Annotated in this window: 22 protein-coding genes and 1 riboswitch; of the genes, 11 read left to right on the top strand and 11 right to left on the bottom strand. The window is 72.3% G+C overall.

Annotation, left to right across the window (positions count from 1 at the left end; translation table 11 throughout):
- Positions 1-18: 18 nt before the first annotated feature.
- The 7 genes from K1J57_RS15555 (at position 19) to K1J57_RS15525 (ending at position 5365) form a co-directional block, all read left to right on the top strand.
- Entirely contained in the window at positions 19-939 is a 921-nt protein-coding gene (locus K1J57_RS15555) for an ABC transporter substrate-binding protein (protein ID WP_220565129.1), read from the top strand.
- A gap of 42 nt (positions 940-981) precedes the next feature.
- Positions 982-1947, top strand: a complete 966-nt coding sequence (locus K1J57_RS15550) for an amino acid ABC transporter permease (RefSeq protein ID WP_220565128.1) — start codon at positions 982-984, stop codon at positions 1945-1947.
- Positions 1947-2762 (top strand): amino acid ABC transporter ATP-binding protein, encoded by an 816-nt coding sequence (locus K1J57_RS15545; protein ID WP_255647080.1) that lies wholly within the window; start codon positions 1947-1949, stop codon positions 2760-2762. The genes K1J57_RS15550 and K1J57_RS15545 overlap by 1 nt, the downstream gene beginning before the upstream one ends.
- Positions 2763-2905: 143 nt before the next feature.
- Positions 2906-3460 (top strand): class I SAM-dependent methyltransferase, encoded by a 555-nt coding sequence (locus K1J57_RS15540; protein ID WP_220565565.1) that lies wholly within the window; start codon positions 2906-2908, stop codon positions 3458-3460.
- A gap of 63 nt (positions 3461-3523) precedes the next feature.
- Entirely contained in the window at positions 3524-4015 is a 492-nt protein-coding gene (locus K1J57_RS15535; protein WP_220565127.1) for a GNAT family N-acetyltransferase, read from the top strand.
- A 124-nt stretch (positions 4016-4139) separates the two neighbouring features.
- The gene (locus tag K1J57_RS15530) at positions 4140-4565 is read left to right on the top strand and encodes an anti-sigma factor (protein WP_073378345.1); all 426 of its coding nucleotides are present in this window, start codon (positions 4140-4142) and stop codon (positions 4563-4565) included.
- Between the two features lie 41 nt (positions 4566-4606).
- Positions 4607-5365, top strand: coding sequence for an RNA polymerase sigma factor SigF (locus tag K1J57_RS15525; RefSeq protein ID WP_073378881.1), 759 nt, complete (start codon positions 4607-4609; stop codon positions 5363-5365).
- Positions 5366-5385: 20 nt separating this feature from the next.
- On the opposite strand, the gene K1J57_RS15520 is transcribed toward K1J57_RS15525, so the two are convergent.
- The gene (locus K1J57_RS15520) at positions 5386-5799 is read right to left on the bottom strand and encodes a hypothetical protein (RefSeq protein WP_220565125.1); all 414 of its coding nucleotides are present in this window, start codon (positions 5797-5799) and stop codon (positions 5386-5388) included.
- A 127-nt stretch (positions 5800-5926) separates the two neighbouring features.
- Here K1J57_RS15520 and K1J57_RS15515 point away from each other — a divergent pair, with 127 nt between their 5' ends.
- The gene (locus K1J57_RS15515; protein ID WP_220565123.1) at positions 5927-6859 is read left to right on the top strand and encodes a diacylglycerol kinase family protein; all 933 of its coding nucleotides are present in this window, start codon (positions 5927-5929) and stop codon (positions 6857-6859) included.
- A gap of 276 nt (positions 6860-7135) precedes the next feature.
- On the top strand, positions 7136-7393 hold the full coding sequence (locus tag K1J57_RS15510; protein ID WP_220565121.1) for a WhiB family transcriptional regulator: 258 nt from the start codon (positions 7136-7138) through the stop codon (positions 7391-7393).
- A gap of 116 nt (positions 7394-7509) precedes the next feature.
- Here K1J57_RS15510 and K1J57_RS15505 read toward each other — a convergent pair whose 3' ends face one another.
- Positions 7510-9060, bottom strand: a complete 1551-nt coding sequence (locus K1J57_RS15505) for a sensor histidine kinase (protein ID WP_220565120.1) — start codon at positions 9058-9060, stop codon at positions 7510-7512.
- A gap of 97 nt (positions 9061-9157) precedes the next feature.
- On the opposite strand from K1J57_RS15505, the gene K1J57_RS15500 reads away from it, so the two are divergent.
- Positions 9158-9898 (top strand): GntR family transcriptional regulator, encoded by a 741-nt coding sequence (locus K1J57_RS15500; protein WP_073378335.1) that lies wholly within the window; start codon positions 9158-9160, stop codon positions 9896-9898.
- Between the two features lie 105 nt (positions 9899-10003).
- Here K1J57_RS15500 and K1J57_RS15495 read toward each other — a convergent pair whose 3' ends face one another.
- The 4 genes from K1J57_RS15495 to K1J57_RS15480 form a co-directional block, all read right to left on the bottom strand.
- Positions 10004-11332: an HD-GYP domain-containing protein gene (locus K1J57_RS15495; RefSeq protein ID WP_220565118.1), complete on the bottom strand. Its 1329-nt coding sequence runs from the start codon at positions 11330-11332 to the stop codon at positions 10004-10006.
- On the bottom strand, positions 11332-12726 hold the full coding sequence (locus tag K1J57_RS15490) for an HD-GYP domain-containing protein (protein WP_220565564.1): 1395 nt from the start codon (positions 12724-12726) through the stop codon (positions 11332-11334). Before K1J57_RS15490 ends, K1J57_RS15495 begins: the two co-directional genes overlap by 1 nt.
- Before the next feature lie 849 nt (positions 12727-13575).
- The gene (gene rsrA, locus K1J57_RS15485) at positions 13576-13875 is read right to left on the bottom strand and encodes a mycothiol system anti-sigma-R factor (protein ID WP_220565117.1); all 300 of its coding nucleotides are present in this window, start codon (positions 13873-13875) and stop codon (positions 13576-13578) included.
- On the bottom strand, positions 13872-14537 hold the full coding sequence (locus K1J57_RS15480) for a sigma-70 family RNA polymerase sigma factor (RefSeq protein ID WP_220565116.1): 666 nt from the start codon (positions 14535-14537) through the stop codon (positions 13872-13874). The genes rsrA and K1J57_RS15480 overlap by 4 nt, the downstream gene beginning before the upstream one ends.
- A gap of 355 nt (positions 14538-14892) precedes the next feature.
- Here K1J57_RS15480 and K1J57_RS15475 point away from each other — a divergent pair, with 355 nt between their 5' ends.
- The gene (locus K1J57_RS15475) at positions 14893-15714 is read left to right on the top strand and encodes a class I SAM-dependent methyltransferase (RefSeq protein WP_220565115.1); all 822 of its coding nucleotides are present in this window, start codon (positions 14893-14895) and stop codon (positions 15712-15714) included.
- A 423-nt stretch (positions 15715-16137) separates the two neighbouring features.
- Here K1J57_RS15475 and thiC read toward each other — a convergent pair whose 3' ends face one another.
- The 5 genes from thiC to K1J57_RS15450 form a co-directional block, all read right to left on the bottom strand.
- Positions 16138-17823, bottom strand: a complete 1686-nt coding sequence (thiC, locus tag K1J57_RS15470) for a phosphomethylpyrimidine synthase ThiC (RefSeq protein WP_220565113.1) — start codon at positions 17821-17823, stop codon at positions 16138-16140.
- Positions 17817-17928: riboswitch (TPP riboswitch) on the bottom strand. It overlaps the preceding gene by 7 nt.
- Positions 17929-18056: 128 nt before the next feature.
- Positions 18057-18914 carry an SOS response-associated peptidase gene (locus K1J57_RS15465; RefSeq protein WP_220565111.1) on the bottom strand — a complete coding sequence of 286 codons (858 nt, stop codon included), beginning with the start codon at positions 18912-18914 and terminating at the stop codon, positions 18057-18059.
- Between the two features lie 10 nt (positions 18915-18924).
- Positions 18925-19953, bottom strand: coding sequence for a DUF3068 domain-containing protein (locus tag K1J57_RS15460; RefSeq protein WP_220565110.1), 1029 nt, complete (start codon positions 19951-19953; stop codon positions 18925-18927).
- Positions 19950-24389, bottom strand: coding sequence for an alpha-(1->3)-arabinofuranosyltransferase (locus K1J57_RS15455; protein WP_220565108.1), 4440 nt, complete (start codon positions 24387-24389; stop codon positions 19950-19952). Before K1J57_RS15455 ends, K1J57_RS15460 begins: the two co-directional genes overlap by 4 nt.
- A complete protein-coding gene (locus tag K1J57_RS15450) occupies positions 24386-25669 on the bottom strand; it encodes a glycosyltransferase family 4 protein (RefSeq protein ID WP_220565107.1) in 1284 nt (427 codons plus the stop codon). The genes K1J57_RS15455 and K1J57_RS15450 overlap by 4 nt, the downstream gene beginning before the upstream one ends.
- Positions 25670-25886 lie beyond the last annotated feature (217 nt).

The raw sequence follows: 25886 nt of genomic DNA, 5'->3' as shown, positions 1-25886 counted from the left end.
TCCAGAAGGAGATTCACGATGGCCCTGCACAAGCCCCTGTCCGCGCCCTTCTCCGTCGGCGCCCTCGCCCTGGCCGGTGTCCTCGCCCTCAGCGCTTGCGGCGGCTCCGAGCCGGCCGAGGAGGAGGCCGCGACGCCGGAGGCGCCCGCCGTGGAGGTCGACGAGGAGCTCGCCGCCCTGGTCCCCGCCGACATCGCCGAGGCCGGTTCCGTGAAGATCGGTGTGGAGGCGTCCTACCCGCCCGGCGAGTTCCTGGACACCGACGGCGAGACCGTCCTGGGCTTCAACGTCGACCTGCTGGAGGCCGCCCTGGGCAAGCTCGGCCTGGAGGCCCAGTGGGAGCCCACCACCTTCGACTCCATCATCATCGGTGTCGACACCGGCACCTACGACCTGGGCTCCTCCTCCTTCACCGTGACCGCGGAGCGCATGGAGCAGGTCAACATGGTGTCCTACTTCTCCTCCGGCACCCAGTGGTTCGCCCAGGCGGGCAACCCGCAGGACGTCGACCCCGACAACGCCTGCGGCATGCGCATCGCGGTGCAGTCCGACACCACCCACGACGAGGACATCGAGGCCCGCAGCCAGGCCTGCGTGGACGCCGGCGAGGACCCCATCACCATCCAGAAGTTCGAGAACCAGCCGCTGGCCACCGAGACCGTGGTGTCCGGCGTCAACGACGCCTCCCTGGCCGACATGCCCACCGCGGCGTACGCCCTGGAGCAGACCGGTGAGGGCGTCCTGGAGTTCATCGGCGAGCAGTACGACGCCGCCCCCTACGGCATCCTCACCCACAAGGACGAGACCGAGCTGGCCGACGCCATCGCCGCCGCCTTCAACTCCATGATCGAGGACGGCACCTACGAGCAGGTCCTGGGCGAGTGGGGCGTGGAGGCCGGCGGCCTGGAGTCCGCCGAGGTGAACCCCGCCGCGGAGTAAGGGAAGCCCTCCCCCGTCCGTCACCGAGCGAAAGTCCGATCCTTGACCTCACCGACCGCACCGGTGGGCGGCCCGGAGCCGAGCAAGACCCCGGCTCCGGGCCGACCGGCCGAACCCATCACCGCCGTCCCCGTCCGCTACCCCGAACGGTGGGTCGCCGCCGGAGTCGTGCTGCTCCTGGCGTCGATGTTCGTGCACATGCTCTTCACGAACGACGCCTTCAACTGGCCGTTCATGGTGGAGCACATGTTCTCGGACCCCGTGGTCCGAGGCGTGTGGGTCACGATCAGCGCCACCGTCCTGTCGATGGTCATCGGCATCGCCCTGGGCATCGTGCTGGCCGTGATGCGGCTGTCCGGGAACCCGGTGCTGAGCACCGTCTCCTGGATCTACACCTGGTTCTTCCGGGGCGTGCCCCGCCTGGTCCTGGCCGTGCTCTTCGGCAACCTGGCGATCCTCTACCAGACCATCGAGCTGGGCCTGCCGTTCGACAACTACTGGATGGCCTGGCTCGGCCTCGAAGGCGACGCCCGCTTCTTCGAGATCGACACCCGCACCCTGCTGAGCGGCTACGTCGCCGGCCTGATGGCGCTGTCGCTCTCCGAGGGCGCCTACATGGCCGAGATCATCCGGGCGGGCCTGCAGTCGGTCGACAAGGGCCAGACCGAGGCCGCCCAGGCGCTGGGCATGAGCCGGGCCAAGGTCCTGCGGCGCATCACCCTGCCGCAGGCGATGCGGGTGGTCATCCCGCCCACCGGCAACGAGACCATCGCGATGCTCAAGGACACCGCGCTGCTGGCCTACGTCCCGGTGACGATCGAGCTGTTCTACCAGCTCCAGGCGATCGGCGCCCGGACCTACCAGATCTTCCCGATGCTGGTGGCGGCGTGCCTGTGGTACCTGGCCATCACCAGCGTCCTGATGATCGGCCAGTACTTCATCGAACGCCGCTTCAACCCCGGCCAGTACGGCGGCATCCGCAACCGCATCGTCGGAGGGGCGCACTGATGAGCGAGCAGAACGAGCCGGTCATCGAGACCGCCGAGGGGGCCGAGCTCCCCTCCGACGCCCTCGTGGTCGCCGAGAACGTGCACAAGAGCTTCGGCCGCCTGGAGGTGCTCAAGGGCATCGACCTCCAGGTCCGGCGGGGCGAGGTCATGTGCATCATCGGCCCCTCGGGGTCGGGCAAGTCGACCTTCCTGCGGTGCGTCAACCACTTGGAGAAGCTCACCGCCGGACGCCTGTGGGTCAACGGCGAGCTGATGGGCTACCGGCAGAAGCGCGGAAGGCTCTACGAGCTGCGCGAGACCGAGGTCGCCGCCCAGCGCAGCGACATCGGCATGGTGTTCCAGCGCTTCAACCTGTTCCCCCACCTGAGCGTGCTGGGCAACATCATCGAGGCGCCGGTGCAGGTCAAGCGCGTGCCCAAGGCCCAGGCCACGGCCAAGGCCATGGAGCTGCTGGAGCGCGTGGGCCTGCCCGACAAGGCCGCCGCCTACCCCGACCAGCTCTCCGGCGGCCAGCAGCAGCGCGTGGCGATCGCCCGCGCGCTGGCGATGGAGCCGTCGCTGATGCTGTTCGACGAGCCCACCAGCGCCCTGGACCCGGAGCTGGTCGGCGAGGTCCTGGACGTGATGCGGGACCTGGCCGAGAACGGCATGACCATGATGGTCGTCACACACGAGATGGGGTTCGCCCGCGAGGTCGGCGACTCCCTGGTGTTCATGGACGACGGCGTGGTCGTGGAGGCCGGCGCCCCCGCCGAGGTGCTGGGGAACCCGCAGCACGAGCGCACCCGGGCCTTCCTGTCCAAGGTGCTCTGAGCCGCGCTCCGGGCGGCCCGCTCCCTCCCCGGGGGCGGGTCGCCCCCTTTTTTGCGCCCTCTCCCGGAGAAACGCGCCGCCGCCCCTTGACCCGGGGCCCCGGGGGACACAGAGTCGGGGTGGTGAGCACAGCGGGCGAGGACATGAGCGTACGGCGGCCGTGGACGGGGCGCGGGGTGCCCTGGGAGGGCCCCGCCCTGCGGCGCACCCGGGAAATCCTGTGCGCGGGGGCGCGCGAGCGCACCCTGGAGATCGGTGTGGGCGACGGCGCCAACCTGCGGTACTACCCGCCCCAGGTGCGCCTGACCGCGATCGACCCGGACTCGGCGGCGTTGGCCGCGGCCCGCAAGCGCGCCGAGGAGCTGGGGCTGGTCGCCCGCTTCGCCGAGGGGGACGCCCGCGCGCTGGACTTCTCCGACGAGAGCTTCGAGACCGTGGTGTGCACGCTCGCCCTGAGCGCCATCGACGGCCAGGAGGAGGCGCTGCGGGAGATGTACCGGGTCCTGGTGCCGGGCGGGCGGCTGCTGGCCGCGGAGCGGATCGGCCACACGCGCTTCCCCGCGCGGCTGTGGGAGCGCCGCCGCGAGAGCCCCCGGCGGGCGCCGCGTGAGGTGGCCGCCGAGGCGGGCTTCCGGGTCGGCCACCACGACCGGCTGTTCTTCGGGACGGTCGAGCGGATGGTCGCCCACCGCCCCTGACACCCGCCGGTGTGCGCGTAGGCTGGAGGAGGCCCTGTCCCCTTCCGCGACCGAGGTGATCCGATGATCCGTACCGCCGTGCCCGACGACGTTCCGGAGATCGTCGCGATGATCCGGGAACTAGCCGAGTACGAGAAGGAGCCGGACGCCGCGGTCGCCACCGAGGACGACCTGCGCACGGCGCTCTTCGGCCCCGACCCCAAGGTGTTCTCGCACATCGCCGAGGCGCCCGGGCCGGACGGGACCCCCGCCACCGTCGGCTTCTCGGTGTGGTTCCTCAACTACTCCACCTGGACCGGCAGGCACGGGATCTACCTGGAGGACCTCTACGTGCGCCCGCACGCGCGCGGCGGCGGGCACGGGCTGGCGCTGCTGCGCACCCTGGCGCGCACCTGCGTGGAGCGCGGCTACACCCGTCTGGAGTGGTCCGTGCTCGACTGGAACGAGCCGTCCATCCGCTTCTACGAGGCGCTCGGGTCGCGCCCCATGAGCGAGTGGACGGTCCGCCGCCTGGACGGCGAAGCCCTGGCCTCTCTGGGCTCCCAGAGCCCCTGATCACGACCGATCGTCTCGCGTTCGACCCGATCACGCGGACACGGTCCGTTCTCCCTGCGTCAGTGGCAGGGTGAAACGAGATACATTGCATTCAAGCGGCAACCTCGCCCCCCGAAGGAGGGACGTGACCGAAGAAACCGCTGTGCCCATGGCCGACGCCACCGGTGTACGCGACGCTGTCACCGTCAACATGCCCGCGGACAGCGCATACCTGTCCGTCCTGCGCACGGCGACGGCGGGCCTGGCCGCCCGGCTCGACTTCACCCTCGACGAGATCGAGGACCTGAGGATCGGTGTCGACGAGGCCTGCGCCATGCTCCTCTCCCAGGCGCTGCCCGGCACGGAACTGACCACAGAGTTCGAGCTCGCCGCGGACGGGATGCGCATCTCCGTCTCGGTGATCACCGCCGACGGCCGGCTCCCCGCGCGCGACACCTTCGCCTGGACGGTGCTGTCCGCCCTGGCCGGGGAGGTCGACGCCGAGGTCGGCCCCGACGACCGTGTCTCCATCGTCCTGTACAAACGCCGTGGCACCTTGGAGCCGGCGTGAGCGAAAGGGGGCCCGCTCTGACCGCGAAGACCGAGCACGCGGTGCCCGACCGGGCGCGCGCGAGAGCGCTGTTCGAACGCCTCAACGAACTCGACGCCGATTCGGAGGAACGGCGCAGGATCCGTGACGAGCTCGTGGAGCTCCACCTGCCACTGGTGGAGTACCTGGCCCGCCGGTTCCGCAACAGGGGGGAATGGCTGGACGACCTCACCCAGGTCGCCACGATCGGGCTGATCAAGTCGATCGACCGGTTCGACCTGGAGCGGGGGGTGGAGTTCTCCACCTACGCCACGCCCACCATCGTCGGTGAGATCAAGCGCCACTTCCGGGACAAGGGGTGGGCCGTCCGGGTCCCCCGGCGCCTCCAGGAGCTGAAGCTCTCGCTGACCAAGGCGGTCAGCGACCTGTCGCAGCGCGAGGGGCGCTCGCCGACGGTCGCCGAGCTGGCGGCGCACCTGCAGATGACCGAGGAGGAGGTGCTGGAGGGCCTGGAGTCCGCCAACGCCTACTCGACGGTGTCGCTGGACGCGCCGGACAGCGGCGACGAGGACGCGCCCGCGGTGGCCGACTCGCTGGGGATCGTGGACGAGTCCCTCGAGGGCGTGGAGTACCGGGAGTCGCTCAAGCCCCTCCTGGAGCAGCTGCCTCCCCGGGAGAAGCGCATCCTGCTGCTGCGGTTCTTCGGGAACATGACCCAGTCGCAGATCGCCCAGGAGCTCGGCATCTCGCAGATGCACGTGTCGCGCCTGCTGGCCCGCACCCTGGCCCAGCTGCGGCAGGCCCTGACCACCGACGACTGACGCGCGCCGACGGCCGCGGCTCACCGATCCTTCTTCTCGCCCCATTCGCCGGGGAAGAGGGCCGCGGTCGTCGGAGGCGAGAGCACCGCCGCCGAGGCGGCCACCGCCACGGCCGCCAGCACGCCGCCGATCAGGTACTGGCCGCTGGTGAACATGTAGTACGCCACCACGCCGAGGAAGAGCTGCGTGACGAAGACCGGCGTGCGCGCCCAGTCCTTGAGCCGCCACAGGCCCTGGGCGATGAAGACCAGCAGCGCCGCCACCCCCAGCCCGATGACGGTGAGCGGCAGGGCGCTGTCCAGCTCGCCGGTGCGGCCGGTGACCGCGGTGAACATGCTGTAGAGCCCGCCGATGCCGGCGGCCAGCCCGACGAGCGCCTCCAGCGCTGCTGCGACGACGACGGTGAACGGGCGGGAAGAGACCTCGGAAGACACCCTCCGAGGTTATCCCCGCCCCGGCCGGACCCGCTCCCGCCCCGCCCTCCCGCGGTCCGGGGCGCGTCCGGCGGGCGCGGCGCTCCCGGACCGCGGCACGCGCCCCGTATGGCCCTACACTGGCCGTGTGCGCGCCCTTTTCATCGTGAACCCCCAGGCGACCACGACCACGTCGCGGACCCGCGAGGTGATCCTGGGCGCCCTGGCGTCGGAGCTGGACGTCACCGTCGCCGAGACCGAGTACCGCGACCACGCGGTCGAGCTGGCCCGCGGCGCTGCCGGGGCCGGGTACGAACTGGTGCTGAGCCTGGGCGGGGACGGCACCGTCAACGAGGTCGTCAACGGCCTGCTGGCCACTCCCCCGGAGCTGAAGCGGCCGCGCTACGCGGTGATCCCCGGCGGCAGCGCCAACGTCTTCATCCGCGCGCTGGGGGTGTCCGGCGACCCCGTGGAGGCCACGGGGGCGATCCTGGAGGCGCTGCGGGCGGGCCGGGAGCGCGAGATCAACCTGGGGCGGATCACCAGCGACCGGGACGACCGCTACTTCACCTTCTGCGCCGGGTTCGGCTGGGACGCGGACGTGGTCCAGCGGGTGGAGCACGAGAGGTCGAACGGGCGCAAGGCGACCCCGGCGCTGTACGCGGAGGTCGCGGTCAAGCTGTTCTTCGGCGGCGATATCCGCGATCCCTCACTGGCGGTACAGACCGGCGACGGCGGGGCGAAGGACGTCTATTTCGCCCTCGTCACGAACACCACTCCGTGGACTTACGCGGGTGCGCTGCCGCTCCAGCCCACGCCCTCCTCCCGTTTCGAGCTGGGGCTGGACGCATTCGCGCTCACCCAGGCCGGGCACCCGCTCACGGGGTGGATCCTTTCGCAGATGTTCTTCCCCAAAGGGCTCGCCGCCCGCGGCGACGGCTATCTGACCTGGCACGATCAGGAGTCTCTGCGGATCACGTCATCCCATCCGCGGGCGTTCCAAATCGACGGCGAGTACCTCGGAGAGCGGGAAGAGGTCAACTTCCATTCCGTACCGAAGGCATTACGAATCGTCTGTTAATTGTCGGCTCCGTCGCCATTCAACGGCACTGTGACGCATGCGACATGCCCTTACGGGACCTTTGACCCCGAGAGCTCTTGCACGCCGGGGACGGGCCTGCCACGCTCGACATATCGCCGCGAGTTACGGGCGAGTTAATTGGGGCGCTTCCCACGTGGCCGCGGGGTGAACCCGGGGCCGGACTCCACCGATGGGACCCATCCATCGGGCGCCCGCCGTGCAGTGTTCGTGAAAATCTTCACAAGCCCCCGGACCTCGACATGAGGAGTGGACCGCATGGACTGGCGCCATGACGCAGCCTGCCGTGACGAAGACCCCGAACTCTTCTTCCCCATCGGCAATTTCGGCCCGGCCCTGATGCAGATCGAAGAGGCCAAGGCCGTGTGCCACCGCTGTCCCGTCAGCTCCGCCTGCCTGAACTGGGCTCTGGAGAGCGGCCAGGACGGCGGTGTCTGGGGAGGGACCAGCGAGGACGAGCGCCGCCTGATCAAGAAGCGGCGGGGCATCTCCCACCGTTCGATGGTACGCGGCTGATCCCCGGCGCCCGCACCGCCCCCCGGCCAACGGCCGGAGGCGGCCCCGGTCCCCGCCCGGCGCAGCGGGGACGCCCGCGCCCCTTTCCGGCCTCCGCCCGGCACGGCTCCCGCCGGTCAGGGCAGTGACGCCTCCTCCCGGTCCAGCGGCAGGGTGATCGCCACCTCGGTCCCGCCGCCCTCCTTGGGCCTGATGGCCAGGGTCCCCCCGAGCTCCCCCACGATGAGGGTCCGCACGATCTGCAGTCCCAGGCTCGTGGTGCCCTCCAGGTCGAAGTCCTCCGGCAGCCCCCCGCCGTCGTCGGACACGGCCAGTTCCAGGCTTCCCGCGCCCGTGTACCCCGGCCCGCCCTCGAACCGGAGCACCCGCACCTCGATCGACCCGGGCCCCTGGCCCAGCCCGTGTTCCACGGCGTTCTGCACCAGCTCCGCCAGCACCATCGACAGCGGTGTGGCCACCAGCGCGTTGAGCAGGCCGAACCCGCCCACCCGGCGCGGCACCACGGTGCTGCCGGCGGACGTGGAGGAGACCTCCGCCGCCATCTGGATGACCCGGTCGGCGATGTCGTCGAAGTCCACGACCTCGTCGGGGGTGTGCGACAGCATCTCGTGGACGATCGCGATGGAGCCGACCCGGCCCACCGCCTCGTCCAGGGCCGCCCGCGCCTCGGGCACGTCGAGCCTCCGCGCCTGGAGCCGCAGCAGGGCCGCCACCGTCTGGAGGTTGTTCTTGACCCGGTGGTGGATCTCGCGGATGGTGGCGTCCTTGGTCATCAGCTCGCGCTCGCGGCGGCGCAGGTCGGTGACGTCGCGGACCATCACCAGGGCGCCGATGCGCACCCGGTCGATGATGAGCGGGATCGCGCGCAGCTGCACGGTGACCCCGCGCGCCTCCACCTCCGCCTCCTGGGGCGCCCGGCCGCCCGCCGTGTAGGTGAGGTTCTCGTCGCGGGCCTCCCCCGGCGCCGCCAGCTCCAGGGTGATGCGGTCCAGGCGCGCGCCCACCAGGTCGGCGGTGAGCCCCAGCCGCCGGTAGGCCGACAGGGCGTTGGGGCTGGCGTAGACGACCTCGCCGTTCTGGTCCAGGCGCAGCAGGCCGTCCCCGACGCGCGGCGAGCGCACCATGAGCGGGCCCTGGTCGATGAAGGGGAACACGCCCTCGGCGATCATCTGCGCCAGGTCGCCGGCGCTCTGGAGGTAGGTGAGCTCCAGGCGGCTGGGGGTGCGGGCGGAGCTGAGGTTGGTACTGCGCTGGATGACGGCGATGAGGTTGCCCTCCCGCCGCACCGGAATGGTCTCCTCGCGCACCGGGACCCCGCCCGACCAGTCCGGGTCGCCGTCGCGGCAGATACGGCCCTCGCTCCAGGCGCGGTCGATGAGGGCCCTGCGGCCCACGACCCGGGGCGCGGTACGCGATGTGACGTCCGTCATATCGTCGTAGAGGACGGTCTCCACCAGATCGTCCTGGAACGCGGTGGGACCGGTGGTGGGGCGCATCTGCGCGATGGCCACCCAGCCGTCGTCCTCGCGCAACCGCACCCACAGCACCAGGTCTGCGAAGGAGAGGTCGGCCAGCAGCTGCCAATCGGAGACGAGGGAGTGGATCCATTCGAGATCGGCCTGCTTGAGCGACGTGTGTCGCCTGATGAGATCACTGAGGTGAGGCACTCACAAATCATCCCATGGAGGAGTGCATACTCAAGAGGTACGCGCTCGACCAGTGGTCCACACCAATTCGGGCGCGGCCGAACGCACGAGGAGAGTGATGACCGGTCAGGGCACACTGGACGGCAACCCCCGGGTGCCGAAGTACTACCAGGTGAAGAAGCAGCTCCTGGAACTGATCGAGGCGATGCCGGCGGGCAACCCGGTGCCCCCGGAGCGGGCCCTGGCCACCCAGTTCGGGACCTCGCGCACCACGGTGCGCCAGGCCCTCACCGAGATGGTCGTGGAGGGGCGGCTGCTGCGCATCCAGGGCAAGGGCACGTTCGTGGCCAAGCCCAAGGTCGCCCAGGTGCTCCAGCTGACCAGCTACACCCAGGAGATGCGCTCGCACGGCCTGCACCCGGCCACCCGCATCCTCGACGTGAGCTACATCAACGCCGACGACCAGCTCGCCGAGCTGCTGGCGATCCGCTCCGGCGGCCGGGTGCTGCGCATCGAGCGGCTCCGGCTGGCCAACGGCGAGCCGATGGCCGTGGAGACCGCACACCTGGCGGCCCGGCGCTTCCCCGGCCTGCGCCGGCAGCTGGACCGCTACGCCTCGCTGTACGAGGCGCTGGCGAGCGCCTACGACGTCTCGCTGGCCGAGGCGGAGGCGTCCATCGAGACCGTGCTGGCGACCCCCAACGAGGCCCGGCTGCTCGGCGTGGACGTGGGCCTGCCGCTGGTGCTGCACTGCCAGCACAGCTTCGACCGGGACGGGCACCCGGTGGAGTGGGTGCGCTCGCTGTACCGGGGCGACCGCTACAAGTTCGTCACGCGCCTGCGCCCCCCGACCGACTGACACCCCGGCCGACGGCCCCTCTCCCCGCGCGGTGCCTCCCCGCGCCCCCTCCGTACGAGCGCGGCGTGCGGGACCCGGACCGCGCCCGGGTCCCGCACCGCGCGGCTACCCGCGGTCCAGGACGGTGGCCAGGGCCTCCACCACCCGCGGGTCGTACTCGGTGCCCGCGTCCATGCGCAGCCGGTCCAGCACCGCCTCCCGGCGCTCGGCGTCGCCGTTCTCGCCCACCAGGTCGTCGAAGGCGTTGGCGACCTTGATGATCCGGCTGCCCAGCGGCGGCACGCCCTCGTCGTCGTCACCGGCGACCGGCTCGCACTGGCGGCGCACCACCTCGGCGACCGAGTCCAGCACCCCGGTCTCCCGGATGATCCCCGCGCCCAGTTCGGCGATGCGCCGCTGCTCGCGGGGCGAGGCCAGCACGGTCGCCCCGCCCGCGATGGGCTCGCGCAGCGACAGCTGGCCGATGTCGTGCATCAGCGCCGCGTACTCCAGCTCCAGCAGCTCGGCCTCGGCCAGGCCCAGCTCGCAGCCGACCAGGTGCGACAGGTGGCTGACCCGGCGCGAGTGCCCGTTCTCCACGTACCCGCCGACCTCGGTCACCCGCGACAGCGCGCGCACGGTCTCCAGGTAGGTGCGGCGCACCTCGGCGTGCCTGCGGAAGGCCACCTGGGCCACCAGCAGCGGGGCACTGAACACCAGCAGCCCGGCCAGGCCGGTGACGGTGCAGGACAGCGCGATGAGCACACCGCTGGAGCCGATGGCCATGCCCGAGGCGAACTGGGCGCGCATCTCGTCGCCCGCCGCGACCCGCAGCCGGGTGCGCAGCCGCTCGGCGCGCAGCACCGCGGCCAGCAGGGCGTCCACCGTCCACACGGTCAGTACCAGGGTGAACATGAGCAGCGTCGCCGCCACCGAGGGCCCCGACAGCCCCAACTGCTCGGCGATGGGCCGAAAGCCGACGGCCAGCAGTCCGGCGGAGAGCACCCGGCGGGCGACGTCCTCCACCCGCGGGGTGCGGCCCACCGCGACGTGCGGCAGCTCGCCCACCGCCACACCGCAGGCGACCACCGCCACCACCTGGAGGGGCGAGTGGTCCGAGGGCCCCTGCCCCAGGTTCAGCAGGAAGGCGTACCCGACCGCCCCCGCCGAGGCGATCGGCGCGACCTCCCGGTGCCCGGGCAGGGTGATCCGCACCAGCTCGCCGACGGCGATGACCAGGCAGAAGCACAGGGCCACATAGGGTTCGACGAACCCGGTGGCCGAGGTCCACACCAGGGAGACCAGCGAGACCGAGCCCACCACCGCCACCAGCAGGGCCCGCACCGGGCGGGAGGTCCTCCAGACCGGCCCGCTCCGGCGCCGGTGGCCGAGCGCGCCGCCCTCGGGGCCCGTCGGCCGCCCGGGGGGCGGCCCCTCCGTCTGCCGTTGTGTCATCACCGGTCCCGACCGCCCGTCGCGGTGCCCGTGGGCAGCGCCGTCGTGGGGGCCGCGCCCTCGACGGGCGCCGTCCCCTGTTCGGCGGGCACGGCCGCCGGCGCCGCGGGCGCGGTGCCCGGTCCGGTCCCGCCGGCCGCCCCGTCCTCCGCGGAGGCGGCCTCCGCCGCGGCCGAGCCGTAGCAGCCGCCCGGCGGCTCGGCGATGTCGGGCGTCTCCCAGCCCTCGCGCTCCACCGCGCGGACCAGGGCCTCCACCATGCGCGGGTCGAACTGGGTGCCCGCGCAGGCGCGCAGTTCGACGATGGCGTCCTCCACCGACCACGCCTTGCGGTAGGAGCGCGTGGAGGTGAGGCAGTCGAAGACGTCGGCGACGCTGATGATGCGGGCGGACTCGGGGATCTCCATCCCCACCAGCCCCATCGGGTAGCCGCGGCCGTCGAGGCGCTCGTGGTGGTGCCGGATCCCGGCCAGCGCCTCGTCCAGAAAGCCGATCTCCCGGACGATCTCGTAGCCGCGGGTGGGGTGCAGCTTGATGGCGGCGTACTCCTCGTCGGTGAGCTTGCCGGTCTTCTGCAGCACCTTCGTGGGCACGCCGAGCTTGCCGATGTCGTGGAGCATCCCCGCGTAGCGGATCTTCTGCACCCGTTCGGCCGACATCCCCAGTTCGCGGGCGATCATGGCCGAGCCCTCGGCGACGCGCATGCAGTGGCCGCGCGTGTAGTAGTCCTTGGTCTCCACGGCCTGGCAGAGCGTGGCCAGGGTGGCCTCGTGCGCCTTGGCCTCGTCGGCCTGCTGCGCGAACGCCCAGCGGGCGATGAACAGCGGCAGCAGGACCAGCAGCGGTGCGACGATCCCCACGCCGTCCCAGACCGCCGCGATGGCCAGGCCGAGCATCTGGTAGCCCATCGAGGACAGCTCGACCGCCACCAGGGGCCGCCAGTTGAAGCGGCCGCGCCCGCGCGGGCGCGCCTGGCCGAGCGTCCAGAACAGGATCCCGACCAGTAGCGAGTTGACGGCGGAGTGCGTCAGGACCGCGGCGACGTAGGGGAGGACCACGGCCGGGAAGTCCGCCTCGCCGAGTCCTCCCACCACGCCGCCGCACAGCAGGTAGACATGTCCGGCCGCGAACGCCGCCAGTGCGAACTGCGCCCCGTTGAAGGCGCGTTTGACCGCGGCCAGTCTCCGGACCGCGAAGCATGAGGCGAAACCGACCAGCGCCGCCCCGACGGGACCGACGAGGACGACCGCGGCCAGCGAGACCGCCGAGCTCGGCGACATCCCCGCCTTGCCGCCCGACCCGACACTCGTACTGATCGACTCGGCGACCACGAACAGCAGCGCCACCATGATGAGCGTCTGCAGATCTATGCCCGAATAGGGCCCGATGAGCAGGATGGCGACAGCACTGACAACGATGATCCCGATGTAGACACGCGCGCCCCCGGGAAGAGCCCGCACCCTCGTTCACCTCCCACCAGCGACGACCGGACTGTCATGGTTTCACCGGTTCTGTTCTACCACCAGGACCATCCCGTGAAGGAGGAAGCGGCCAAGATCGCCGCGGCGGCGGTGTGAAGCAGAGCCATGAACATCGTCATCCCCTCTCCCCTGAACGGCATGCCGCCTTTCCCCGGGCACGCCGCGTAAATTACCCCATTCGTTGGATATGGCGTCCAGTTTAACGGGCCCCGAAGGCACCCGGATTCCCCACAACCCGAACCATCGGCGCCACGGACTCCGAAGGGGATGCGAAGTTCCGGAGTATGGAATTACTAATTCAATTAGCAATCACAGACGACTACCCTGAGTGACCATCACCCTCGGCGCCGTGATCGCGGAAGACCGGAACCCGAGCCCCCTTGCCTGGCAGCCCCCCGCAAGACCATCAGCTCCGACTACACAAAGTGATCGCACGCGGGCACTCCCCGCACTCGCAGGAAAAATCATTCCGAGTCGATCACAGGCCGGGTCGACCGAAGGGGGTCGGGCGTGTCGCAGGAGAGGACGAAGGCGTCACCCGGAAAGTCCGATGACCAAAAACCCCCACACCATAGGGGAATCCGAACACGCATTCCCAAGAAATAGCGCAAAACCACATCAAGGCCGCATCATATGACAAGATCCCAGAAAACCCGCAAGACACCAAAAAGGCGGAAGCTGGCATTCCAGCTTCCGCCCAGGGGTGTTCCGGACTTCCGAAAAAAGAACCGGGTCCGTGCGGGAACCGCGTCCGTGCGCGGCTCAGGCGAACGTTCCGGGCCCCGCCGCCTCGCGGGCCGCCTGCTCGTCCCGGGCCCGGGCGAGCCGGCCCAGGACCTTGTCCCGCAGGTCCAGCGGGACCGGGTCGCACCCGCAGTGCTTGGCGACGAGCTTCTTCACCGCCTCGTCGAGCCCGTACTCCTCCAGGCAGGGCTCGCACCCGTCCAGGTGCCGCCTGATCTGCTCGCAGTTGTTCTCTTCCAGCTCCCCGTCGATGTACGTGTAGAGCTTGTCGAGCACCTCGCTGCACGGGGTGTCCCCGTGACGACCCTGGCCGCTCATCGCCGATCTCCTCGATCCGACCCGTCCTGACCCCGCCCGCCCGCGGACGATCCAGAGGCGGCTGCGCCGGCCGTGGCGCGCACCGCGGGGAGGAAGCCGCGGTCGACCGCGTACTCCTCCAGGAGGGACCGGAGCTGGCGGCGCCCCCGGTGCAGCCTGGACATGACCGTTCCGATCGGCGTCCCCATGATCTCGGCCACCTCCTTGTAGGCGAAGCCCTCGACGTCGGCGAGGTAGACCGCGATCCGGAAGTCCTCGGGCAGCTCCTGCAGCGCCCGCTTGACGTCGCTGTCGGGGAGGTGCTCCAGGGCCTCGGCCTCGGCGGACTTCAGGCCCGCCGCCGTGTGCGAGGCGGCCTGCGCCAGCTGCCAGTCCTCGACGTCCTCGGTGCCGGCCTGCTTCGGCTCGCGCTGCTTCTTGCGGTAGGAGTTGATGAAGGTGTTGGTGAGGATGCGGTACAGCCACGCCTTGAGATTCGTCCCCTCCTTGAACTGGTGGAACGAACCGAACGCCTTGGCGAAGGTCTCCTGTACGAGATCCTCCGCGTCGGCGGGGTTGCGGGTCATGCGCAGCGCCGCGGAGTAGAGCTGGTCGAGAAAGGGAAGCACATCCCTCTCGAAGCGCTCTTCCCGCTCCTCGGCTGTCTCCTGGCCCTGATCCAAGCCCGTCGGCCTCCTCGCACTGGTCCCGGCTGGGAAATCCGTACCTCCAAGATACGGTTCCCCGGCACGGGGCCGCGCATCGGCACCACGTGGCGTGGACAACGCCTCCTCGCGTTCGAGGCAAGCACCGGCGATCGGCATGGTCTGGCGGTCCTCCTCGGAAAATCCCTGGTGGCGGTGGGACCGGGGCCCTCCCCGGTCGCGGTGTTCGGTCACAACAACGGCCGCCGCCCGCTGATTCCGGTCCGGACACGGGTCGAAGGTCCCCTCCTCGCGGAACTTCGCCGATCGGACGCGTCAGGGGAGGTGAGGCATGGCAGAGTGCGGGTAAGACCCTTTGAAGGATGGGAGAGGAGTGCACGTGCGACCGTCCTCGACTCCGGCCTCCGACCGCCCCCGGTCACCGGCGGCCCAGTTCGCCACCCCCGACCGGCTCTCCGACTACTGGCGGTTCTACTGGGCCGTCGCCGAGGCGCAGATCGCCCGCTGGCTCCCGGAGGCCCCCTCCCGGCTGCTGGACCTGTCCAGCCCGGACTACCAGGGGACTCCGCGCGCCGTCGCCGCGGGACACGACGTGGTCGCCCTGCTGCCCTCCGCGGACTCTGCGGTGCGCAGGCCGCTGCGCCTGGTCAACGGACGCGCCGCGGTGCCCCGCCCGGCCCGCCGCGGGCGGCTGCGCCAGATCGTGGGGGACGCGGCGTTCCCGCGCTTCCTGGCCGCCGAGAGCTTCGACGGGGTGATCGCCGACAACCGGGTGCTGTCCCGGCAGCTGGCCACCGAGGAGTCGGTGGCCGAGATCGCCCGGGTGCTGCGGCCCGGCGGCCGGGTCCTGCTGTGCGTCGACTCGGTGGTGCTGGGCATGGCCCTGCTCGCCGAGCAGGACTGCTGGCCCGAGCTGAGCCACGCGCCCAGCGCCGACGTCCTGCTGGTGCCCTGGCCCGACGGGTCCATCACCCGCTGCTTCACCGCCGAGCAGCTCACCGACACCCTCACCGAGGCGGGCCTGGAACTGGAGTGGATCAAGCCCCGCACGGTGCTGTCGGCGTCCACGGTGGAGATGATGCTGGCCCGCGACCCGCGTTCGATGAACCGGCTGGTCGAGATGGAGCTGCGCGCCACCGAGTCCGACGACTACGTCGGCGTCCACCTCGTCGCCGCGGCCCGCAAGCCCCTCTAGCGCCCGCTCCCCGAACGCTCCCGAGCGTTCCGGCGCTCGCGCCGGATGCCGGGAGCGGTCGCGGGGCGATCTCTCACAGGAGGGTCGGCGCGGCGAGAGGCGGTCTCGCGGCCGCGACCCGGAACGACCCGCCGAACACGCCCTGGCGCCCGCTCCCCGAACGCTCCCCTGGGCCGTGGGGGCTCCGGGGGCCCGGAGGAGGCGCCCAAGGGAAGAGGCCCGGAGGAGGCGTCCACGGGAAAGCGCGGCGTGGGCCGTCCGTCGGGGCCGGCGGTCGACGAGGACCTGGACGCAGCACCGAAGGCTCCGACCCTCGAGGGCCGTCGGCGGCACGGCCGCGCCGAGCGGGGAGGGGGCCGGCGGCGGTGCCGCCGGCCCGTTCAGGGACGCCCGGTGCGCGTCCGGGCCGTCAGGGCCCCGGGGTCACCCGGACCGTTCGGTGAGGGGCAGGTACACCCGCCCGCCCTGCTCCCCGAACTCGGCGGACTTGTCGGCCATCCCCCGCTGGATGGCCTCGACCGTGTCCAGCCCGTTCTCCGCCGCGTAGCGGCGCACGTCCTGCGTGATCTTCATCGAGCAGAACTTGGGCCCGCACATGGAGCAGAAGTGCGCGGTCTTGGCCGGCTCGGCGGGCAGCGTCTCGTCGTGGTACGCCGTCGCCGTCTCCGGGTCCAGCGACAGGTGGAACTGGTCCTTCCACCGGAACTCGAACCGCGCCCTGGACAGCTCGTCGTCCCACTCCTGCGCCCGCGGGTGCCCCTTGGCCAGGTCGGCGGCGTGGGCGGCGAGCTTGTAGGTGATGACGCCGGTCTTGACGTCGTCGCGGTCCGGCAGCCCCAGGTGCTCCTTGGGGGTGACGTAGCAGAGCATCGCGGTGCCGTACCACCCGATCTGGGCGGCGCCGATCGCCGAGGTGATGTGGTCGTAGCCCGGCGCGATGTCGGTGGTCAGGGGGCCGAGGGTGTAGAACGGCGCCTCACCGCACAGCTCCTCCTCCAGCCGCACGTTCTCCGCGATCCTGTGCATGGGCACGTGCCCGGGGCCCTCGATCATCACCTGCACGTCGTGGGCGCGGGCGATGTGGGTGAGCTCGCCCAGGGTGCGCAGCTCCGCGAACTGGGCCTCGTCGTTGGCGTCGGCGATGGAGCCGGGCCGCAGCCCGTCGCCGAGCGAGAACGTGACGTCGTACTCCCGGAGGATCTCGCACAGCTCCTCGAAGTGGGTGTACAGGAAGCTCTCCCGGTGGTGGGCCAGGCACCAGGCGGCCATGATGGAGCCGCCGCGCGAGACGATGCCGGTGACCCGGCGGGCGGTGAGCGGCACGTACCGCAGCAGGACGCCCGCGTGCACGGTCATGTAGTCCACGCCCTGCTCGCACTGCTCGATCACCGTGTCGCGGTAGACCTCCCAGGACAGCCGGGCCGGGTCCCCGTCGACCTTCTCCAGCGCCTGGTAGATGGGGACGGTGCCGACCGGCACGGGCGAGTTGCGCAGGATGCGCTCGCGGGTCTCGTGGATGCGCTTGCCGGTGGACAGGTCCATGATCGTGTCGGCGCCCCAGCGGGTGGCCCACACCATCTTCTCGACCTCCTCCTCCACCGAGGAGGTGACGGCCGAGTTGCCGATGTTGGCGTTGATCTTGACCAGGAAGTTCTTACCGATGACCATCGGCTCGGACTCGGGGTGGCGGCGGTTGGCGGGGATGACCGCCCGGCCCACCGCCACCTCGGAACGGACGAACTCGGGGTCCAGGCCCTCGCGCTCGGCCACGAACCTCATCTCGGGGGTGATGGTCCCGGCCTTGGCGTGGGCGAGCTGGGTGTCGGCCCCGTTGACGGGGGTGCGGGAGCGGATCCACTCCCCGCGCAGGGCGGGCAGCCCGGCGCGGACGTCGATGTGTGCGGTGTCGTCGGTGTAGGGGCCGGAGGTGTCGTACAGGTCGAAATGGCCGCCGTCGGTGAGTCCCACCCGGCGCCCGGGGATCCGGAGGGTGAAGCCCTCGGGGGTCTCGATGTCCCGGTAGACCTTGGATGATCCCATGATGGGACCAGTGGTCACCCGGTGCTCCCCGGTGGTGGGACCGGTGTCACGGCTCTGCGAAGCCGTCATGGCATGCCTCCCTACGTCGGAATTACCCGAACAGGTTCTGCGGTCGGCGACACCGTTGAGCCGCCCTCTCAGCCCGCCATGGCGCGAGCTCCCGCGTTGCGTTATCCCGTTGTGGGGCACGGTCGGACCGTGCCCGGGCGCGCCCGCGTTCACGGGCGGCCCCGGACACTGTACACAGGGACACCCCGGTCCCGTCCAGGGGTGCAGAGAGCCCCGGAGGCGGACCCCGGGGGTCAGAAGAGGGTGTCCGGCTCCGGCCCCGACCCGGCCGCCAGCGGCGTGAGCAGGTCGGGGCGGTTGTTCTTGATGGTGTTGACGTCGGTGGACACCTCGTCCGCGACGAGCCGGTCCGCCGGGGTGTCGGCCATGATGTGCATCAGCTCGTCGGGCCCGGTGCCCGGGTCCAGCCACGCCGCCCAGTCCTGCCGGGGCACGATGACGGGCATCCGCTCGTGGATGTGCGCGAGCGCGGGGGCGGCCTCGGTGGTGATGACGGCGCAGCTCCACACCCAGCCCGCCGGGTCCTCCTCGGGGGCCTCGGGGTCGCGCCAGCGCTCGAAGATCCCGGCCATCGCCAGCGGCTCGCCGCCGCCGGGGTAGTGGACGGAGTAGGGCTTCTTGTCCGCCTTGGCCTTGCGCTTCTTGTGGTCGGGGTCGGTGGCGGGCGAGGTGCTGGCCTGGACCGTGCCGTCCCTGCCGACGAGCTGCCACTCGTAGTAGGCGTCGGCGGGCAGCAGGCAGCGGCGGCGCCGGAACGCCGTGCGGAACGCGGGCTTGTCGGCGACGGTCTCGCTGCGCGCGTTGATCATCCGGTAGCCGATGTTGCGGTCCTTGGCCCAGGAGGGGATCAGCCCCCAGCGCAGGGTGTGCAGGGAGCGCGGCCCGGGCTCGGCCTCCTCCCCGCCCTGCGGGGGCGGGCCGAGGACGGCGTACACCGGGCGGCCGGGCGAGATGTTGTAGTCCGGCTCCAGCTCCTCCAGCGGCGGCCAGGCGCGGGTGTCCACGTCCTCGCCGGGCAGGGACTCCTCCGGGAGGCCGAAGTCGAGCCGGAGCTGCTGCACGTTCCTGGACTGGGCATAACGACCGCACATGCGTCCGATCCTACGCCGACGGCACCCGCTTCCCATCCGTGACATCCGAATCCGCGGGCGCTCCCGCCCCCTCCGCGCCCCCGCGGCCGTCGCGGCCCGCGTCCCGGGAGCGGTCGCGCAGGGCGATCGCGCCCCCGGCGACCAGCAGCAGGCCGCCGGCCGGGCCCAGGGCCCAGGGCGCCCACGAGTCCAGGGAGCGCAGCAGCAGGGAGCGCACCCGGGCCTGCTCGGCGCGGCCCGCGATCTGGTTCTCCCGCAGGCCCAGTTCCGCGTAGAGCAGGTGCGCCTCGCCGGAGGCGTTCTGCGGGCGCAGCGTCTCCAGCCGCGCCTCGTGGGCGTTGACGACCGTGCCGGACACCGGCTCCACCCAGTAGGTGCGCGTGAGCTCCAGCCAGCGGCCGGCGGTGACCGTGCCCTCCGCGCCGGGGGTGAACAGCCACGCGGGGACCTCGCGGGCCGACTCGGGCACCTGGGTCGCGGGGATCTCCTGGGTGTAGCGGCGCACGGTCAGCCCGGCGACCTCGTCGGTCCCCTGGAACTCCATGACGGGCGCGGCCCGCACCTCGGCGTCGTAGAAAGGGTGGTCGGCCTCCCCCACCCCGGGGGGCCAGGAGAACACCAGCCCTGCCTGGCGGACCGCCCGGTCGCCGTTCACGTGCTCGCCGCAGCAGTTGACGGCGCGGCCGGTGTCCCGGTCGACGATGGCCCGGCGGCTCCAGTGGTCGATCATCGCGCCCTCGGCGACGGTGTCCACCGACATCTCCCAGGCCGACCAGTCCGGGCCGTGGGCCTGGGCGCTGACGGACGTGTTGCGGACGATCCGCACCCCGTCCACCCACGCCCACCGGGACGTGTCCAGGTACCCGGCGCCGTCGGCGACCATCGTCATCTCGAACCGGCCCTGGGCGGGCAGCACCGCCACCCGGTCGTACACGTACAGCGGCAGCATCGCGGCCAGGGTCAGCAGGAAGGCGCCGACCGCCGCCGGGACCGTGCCCCGGGGCAGGGCGCGCCGCCCCGCGGTGTCGTCCGCGCTCATGTGCGGGCCTCCTCGTGGTCGCTCTCCCGGCCGCCGGCCTCCGGGGCGGGGCCGGGGCCGTCACCGTTCCACGATCGGCCCCGGGGCCGGTCCGGGGACCGGCCCGGGCCCGGCGGGCCGGACGCGCCGCGGGCGCCACCCGTCCCGCGCGGGTGGGCGTCGGCCCGGGACGGGTCGGGGCGCTGCCCCAGGGCCAGGACCAGGCGGGCCAGGGCGGGCAGGCACAGCAGCTGGGCGACCCAGCCGCGCAAGGGCTGGCCCACCACGTCGGTGATGTCGTGGAACGGCATGTGGACCGCCAGGTGGGTGCCCACCGCCATCGCCAGGCCCGCCAGTCCCAGCGACACCGCCACCGGCCACGGTCCGGCCAGGCGGGGCAGGAGCCGCCCGCCCATGGACGGGCTCCCCGGCTTGGCGTGCCGGAGCCGGGCGGGCGCGCGGCGGCCCAGCCACCACATGCACAGCAGGATGGCGCCGACCAGGGCGGCGCCGACCGCCCCGGCGACCCAGACCCCGTACGCCAGGCCCAGCGGGAGCACGAACCACCGCGACGGCCAGGCCGCCCCGGCCGCGGGCAGCGCGCGCGCTCCGCGCAGGGCCCCGGCGGCCCCGGCGCGGCCGCCCGGCAGCAGGCGGCGCGGCCACAGGGCGGCGACCACCAGCAGGGCGGCCAGGACACCGCCCGCGATCAGGGCCCGGTGGTAGGCGGCGTCGGGGGTGTAGGTCAGGGTCACGGTGCCCGCGCTGCCCGCCGGCAGCAGCCAGCCCTGCTTCCACCCCTCCAGGCGGACCGGCTCCAGCACCTCCCCGCCCTCCAGGCGCGCCTGCCAGCCCTCGTTGTAGTTCTCGTTGACGACGAGGAAGGAGTCGGTGTCCACGGCCTCGACGTCGAAGCGGCGCTCCCCCGGACCCCACTCGTGCACGGTCGCGGGGGCGGTCAGGGAGACCTCGGGGCGCTCGGCCACCGACTCCCCCGAGCCCACCACTGCGGAGCGGACCTCGTACCGGTTGCCGGGGTCGACGACGATGCGGTTCTCGCCCTCCACCAGGTCCAGGGCGGTGCAGCTCTCGTAGCGCAGCGGGCGGCCGGTGAGCTGGTCGGCCAGGGTGCCCTCGCTGATCCGCGTCTCCACCCGCTGCCCGTTGACCCGCAGGGTGGGGCCCAGGCCGCAGGCGGTGGACGCGTCCCCGTCGGGGACCGGGTCGACCGGGTCCACGCCCGGCAGGGCGATGGTGCCGATCTCCAGCGCCTGGCCCTCGGGGCGCTCGAACGTGATCCGCACCGCGTCGGCGGTGAACGGCGCGAAGTCGACCCGGCCGCTGCCGTCCAGCCACCCCTCGCGCACGGTGCCGCCGCCCTCGACCGTGACCTTGATGGGGCGCAGCACGCTGTCGGCGCGCGGGAAGTCCACCGTGAGGTGGCTCAGCTCGACCGGCCGGCCCAGCTCGATGTCGAGCCAGGGGCGCTTCTCCTCGGGGTCGGGGTACCAGACGGTGCTGCCGTCGTCGTCCAGGGCGCCGCGGCCCATCGCCGCCGGGTGCTGCACTGCGGTGGAGGAGGCGGTGACGTACGGGTACGTCCCGGCGCGGTTGGCCGCGTTCTCGGCCTCGCGCGGGTCGGTGAGGACGACCTCGCCGGACACCGAGTGCGGGGCGGCGGCCGCGGCCGCCGACAACCCGAAGGTGCGGTCCAGCCGGCGGGCGTCCTCGCCCTGCACCTGGAGGCCGCTGTTGCACACCCACACGTGGGAGCCCTCCATGCACCCGGGTGCGGTGCCGGTGGAACCGGTGAACAGCAGGGTCCCGGCGTCGGCCGGGCCGGGCACGCGCAGGGTGCGGGCGGGCTCCAGGCCGGGCACGGAGATGGAGGTGACGCCCACCCGGGTGCCGAACCGGTACTCGGGCTCCCAGGCCAGCTCCTCCACCCGGAGCCGCAGGGTGGTGGTGGCCCCGGGCGGGACCATGACCTCCTGGGGGTCGCCGGTCTGGGAGACCGGCACGTCCACCTCGCCGGTGTCGGTGACGACGCTGATCCGGGAGGGCGGCGGGTCGTTCGCGAACTGCTCGAACGCGACCGTCAGGCCGGTGAGGTCCTGGGGCTCCTCGAACTCGACCTCGATCCACTCGCCCAGGGCGCCGGTGAACGCGCTGGACCGCCACGAGGTGGTGAGGTCGTCGTCGAGCGCGGCCTGCGGCCCGTGCCCGGGGTCGCGGTCGGCGGCGCGGGCGCCCGCCCCCGCCTCGGAGGAGGAGGCGCGCACCGACGCGATCCCGATGTCCTCGGCGTGGGCGGTGTAGTCCTCCCAGGCCGGGTCGGCGATGTCGGGGGCGGGGACGTCGCGTTCGAGCTCCTCGTCCTCGGTGAGGGTGGCCGACACGTTGCGGCGCACGTCGGGGTAGACGACCTCACGGCGGCGGGCGGTGTCGGTGACGATGGTGTCCTCCGCGGACACCTGCTCGGCGCCGGGGTCGTCGCCCAGCAGCACCGGCCGGTCGTCGGTGATCAGCCCCTGCTCGGCCAGGTACAGCAGTGACTCGGGGCCGCCGGTGACGCGGACGGCCTCGTCGGCGGGCACCACGCCCACCGTCGGGGCGGCGCCCTCCACCTCGTAGATCGTCAGCGCCGGGTAGGGCTGGTCGAACCACTGCGAGGCGGAGTGGTGGTCCAGGGAGCCCATGGGCGCCCCGAACTCGGCCACCGGCGTGATGCCGGGCGAGGCTTCGAGCGCCTGGTGGACGCGGGCCGGCCAGCCGCCGTGGTTGTCCACGCGCTGGAGGTCGTTGCGGACCAGCAGGTGGGTGACGCCCATCCGGGCCAGGGTGGCGGAGAGTCCCGCCGAGCCGCGCCCGGAGGACACCCGCTGGTCGATCTCGTGGGTGAGCCGGGAGACCCCCGCCGAGCCCCACGGGATGATCTGGTGGTTGGTCCAGGCCCCCTCCAGGAGGGGTTGCAGGGGCTCGTCCAGGGGGCGGCCCCACTCGTACTCCCCGCGCCCCGAGCCGGGCAGCGCCATCGTCATGCCGCGCTCGTCGGAGCGGTCGTTGAGCCAGTCCACCGCCTCGCGCCAGTACCCGGGGAGGGCGACGAACCCGCCCGCCGGGGCCACGCCGACGGTGGCGATGGGGACGAGGGTGACCAGGAACGCGGTCGCGCACACGGCGGCCACGGTGCGCCGCACCCGGCCCGAGACGGACTCGCCGCGCCGGTCGGCCCGGTCGCGGGCGACCACCACGGGCAGGTGCGCCAGCCCCAGCACCACCGGCAGCCGGATGAGCGCGTCGAACTTGTGGACGTTGCGGAAGGGGGCCAGCGCGCCGTCCAGGAGCTCGCGCATGGTCCCGGCGAACGGCCCGGTGAGGTCGCCGGTGTAGCCGGCGACGACGATCGCCGTGCCGGTGAGCAGGGTGGTGACCAGGAAGAAGCGCTCGGGGGTGCGCCGGTTGACGAGCCCGGCCAGGCCCAGCCCGGCGACCAGCGCGGTGACCGCGATCAGCCAGGGGGTGAGGGACAGGGCCGCGCCCGAGGGCAGGGCCGTGTTGCCCTGGTCGGGCAGGAAGCCCATCCAGTTGGAGGTGCCGCGCAGCGCGTTGAGCAGCGAGGTGATGCCGGTGGTGACGGCGGCGTCCTCGGTGTAGGGCATGAACGAGTACACGTACCGCGACATCAGCAGCAGCGGGGCGACGTACCAGAACGTGGCGGCGACCAGCGCCACCGACCACCAGAAGATCATCCGCCGCTTGCGCGGGCCGCGGGAGCGGGTGAGCAGGTACAGGCCGGGGACGATGAGGACGGCCAGCTCGGAGGCGGCGTTGGTGCCGCCGCACAGCAGGAACGCCGCCCCCGACAGCAGCGCCATCCGGGCCGGCGGGTACCCGCGCCGGGCGCCCAGGACCAGCGGCAGCAGCACCCACGGCATGAGCAGCATCGGCTGCAGCTCGGCGGAGTTGTACGACAGCAGCGTCAGCACCCGGGGTGCCAGCGCGTAGGCGACGCCGGCCAGGATGCGGGTGTTGACGGTGCCGATGTCCAGCGCTCCGGCGACCTTGTACACGCCCAGGAACGCGGCCACCAGCAGCACCGCCATCCACGAGCGCTGGACGAGCCACTCGGGCATGCCGAGCCACTCCAGCAGCAGGTGGAACGGCCCGTTCGGGAAGAAGTACCCGTAGGCCTGGTTCTGGATCTGCCCGAAGTAGGAGGCGTCCCACAGGTGCAGGGCGCGCTCCATGAACCCCAGGGGGTTGACCGTCAGGTCCAGCTTGGTGTCGCTGACGATCCGGCCGGGGTCGATGCTGGCCGCCAGCGCGCCCAGGAGAAGGCACACCGCGAGGACCTTGAGCCGCCGCAGCAGCTTCTCGTCCACTCCCCCGGAGACGGGGGACGGTGTCCTGGAATCCTCCGGTTCGCGCCTGGCGGTGGATTCCGCCGAAGTCACTTCTCTGCTTTCCTGCCTGAGGTCGTGTCGGGGGCGTCCGCGCCGCCGGGGAGATCGAGTTCGCGGGCGACCAGGCGGGTCATCCGCGCGCCGCTGGCCTCCCAGGTGAAGCGGTCGGCCCAGGCCCGGCAGGCCCGGCGGACGGCTGCTCTGCGGTGGGGGTCGGACAGCTCCTTCAAGGCCCGGGAGACGACATCGGCCAGTTCCTCGCCCTCGCGCACCAGCCATCCGGTTTCGCCGTCTCGGACCGAATCGCGCAGTCCGTCCACATCGTAGGCCACGGTGGGCACGCCCAGGCGCGCCGCCTCGATGACGGTCAGGCCCCACCCCTCGAACTCCGAGGCGGTGACGTGCAGGTGGCTGGAGGCCAGGACGCTGTTCTTGTCCTCCTCCGGCAGGAACCCGTGGAGGCGGACCCGGTCGGCCGTGCCGTCCCGGGAGATCTGCTCGGCCAGGTGCTCGCCCTCGGGGCCGCGGCCGACGATGTGGACCCGCAGCCGGGGGTGCTCCCCCTCCAGGGCGCGGGCCAGGTCGGCGACCTGGGAGACGCGCTTCTGCACCACCAGGCGGCCGAGGCTGACGATCGCCGGGTCGCCCATGTCGTCGGGGGCGTCGTCCAGGGGCTTGAGGGGGCCCTGCACGCCCCCGTTGTGGATGATCTCGACGGGCGCGCGCCAGCCCAGCTTCTCGCGCAGGGCGCGGCGGGAGGACTCCGAGACCGTGACGGTGGTGCAGTCGCGGTAGACCCACGAGGCGACGGTCGACTCGACGAACCGGCCGAACCACGCCAGCGGCGCCGAGAAGTAGGCGTTGAACTGGAGGTCGTGGACGTGGTGGACGATGCTGACCACCCTGGTGCGGCGGCGCAGCACGAGGCGGGACAGGAAGGGGATGCCGTTCATGCAGTCGAAGGCGAGCTGGTACTCGCGGCGCCACAGGGCGAGCCAGGCCATCACGCGCGGGTAGACGGTGAAGCGGCCGCCCATGCGGCGGATGACGATCCCGTCCCTGGTCTCCACGCGGGCCTGGTGGGGCTCGCGGCTGGTGAGGAAGGTGACGATGGCACCGCGTTCGGCCAGGTGGCGGCTGATCCGCCAGGCGTACTCCTCGGCGCCGCCGGCCGCGCTCTGCCAGGGGTCGCGCCAGTTGATCATGACCAGGCGGACGCCGTCGAGCCGGGGGCCGAGGTCGACGGGGTCCTCCTCGGCGGCCGCCGGGACCGGGGCGGGGTTCGCGGTGACCGTGGGCAGGCCTCGGTGGTGGGCCTTCGAGAAGACCACGCGCTCTCCTTCCGCGGGGTGTCCGGGACCCGGCGCGCCCGACACCCTCCGGGGTGGAGCGAACACGGAGGGCGAGGGTGCGCGGGAAGAGCGGTGGGCACACCGAACAGGCCCATCGACCGGACGTCTGTGGGGATGGGGCGGTCGGGGCAGAGGACCGCCGGGACGGGGGGACGGATGGGCGCCCCGCTGGGGGCGAGGCGCCCGAAGGACCTCG

Source organism: Nocardiopsis sp. MT53 (assembly GCF_019598965.1).
GTDB lineage: Bacteria > Actinomycetota > Actinomycetes > Streptosporangiales > Streptosporangiaceae > Nocardiopsis > Nocardiopsis changdeensis.
This window is presented reverse-complemented; position numbering and strand designations above follow the sequence as displayed.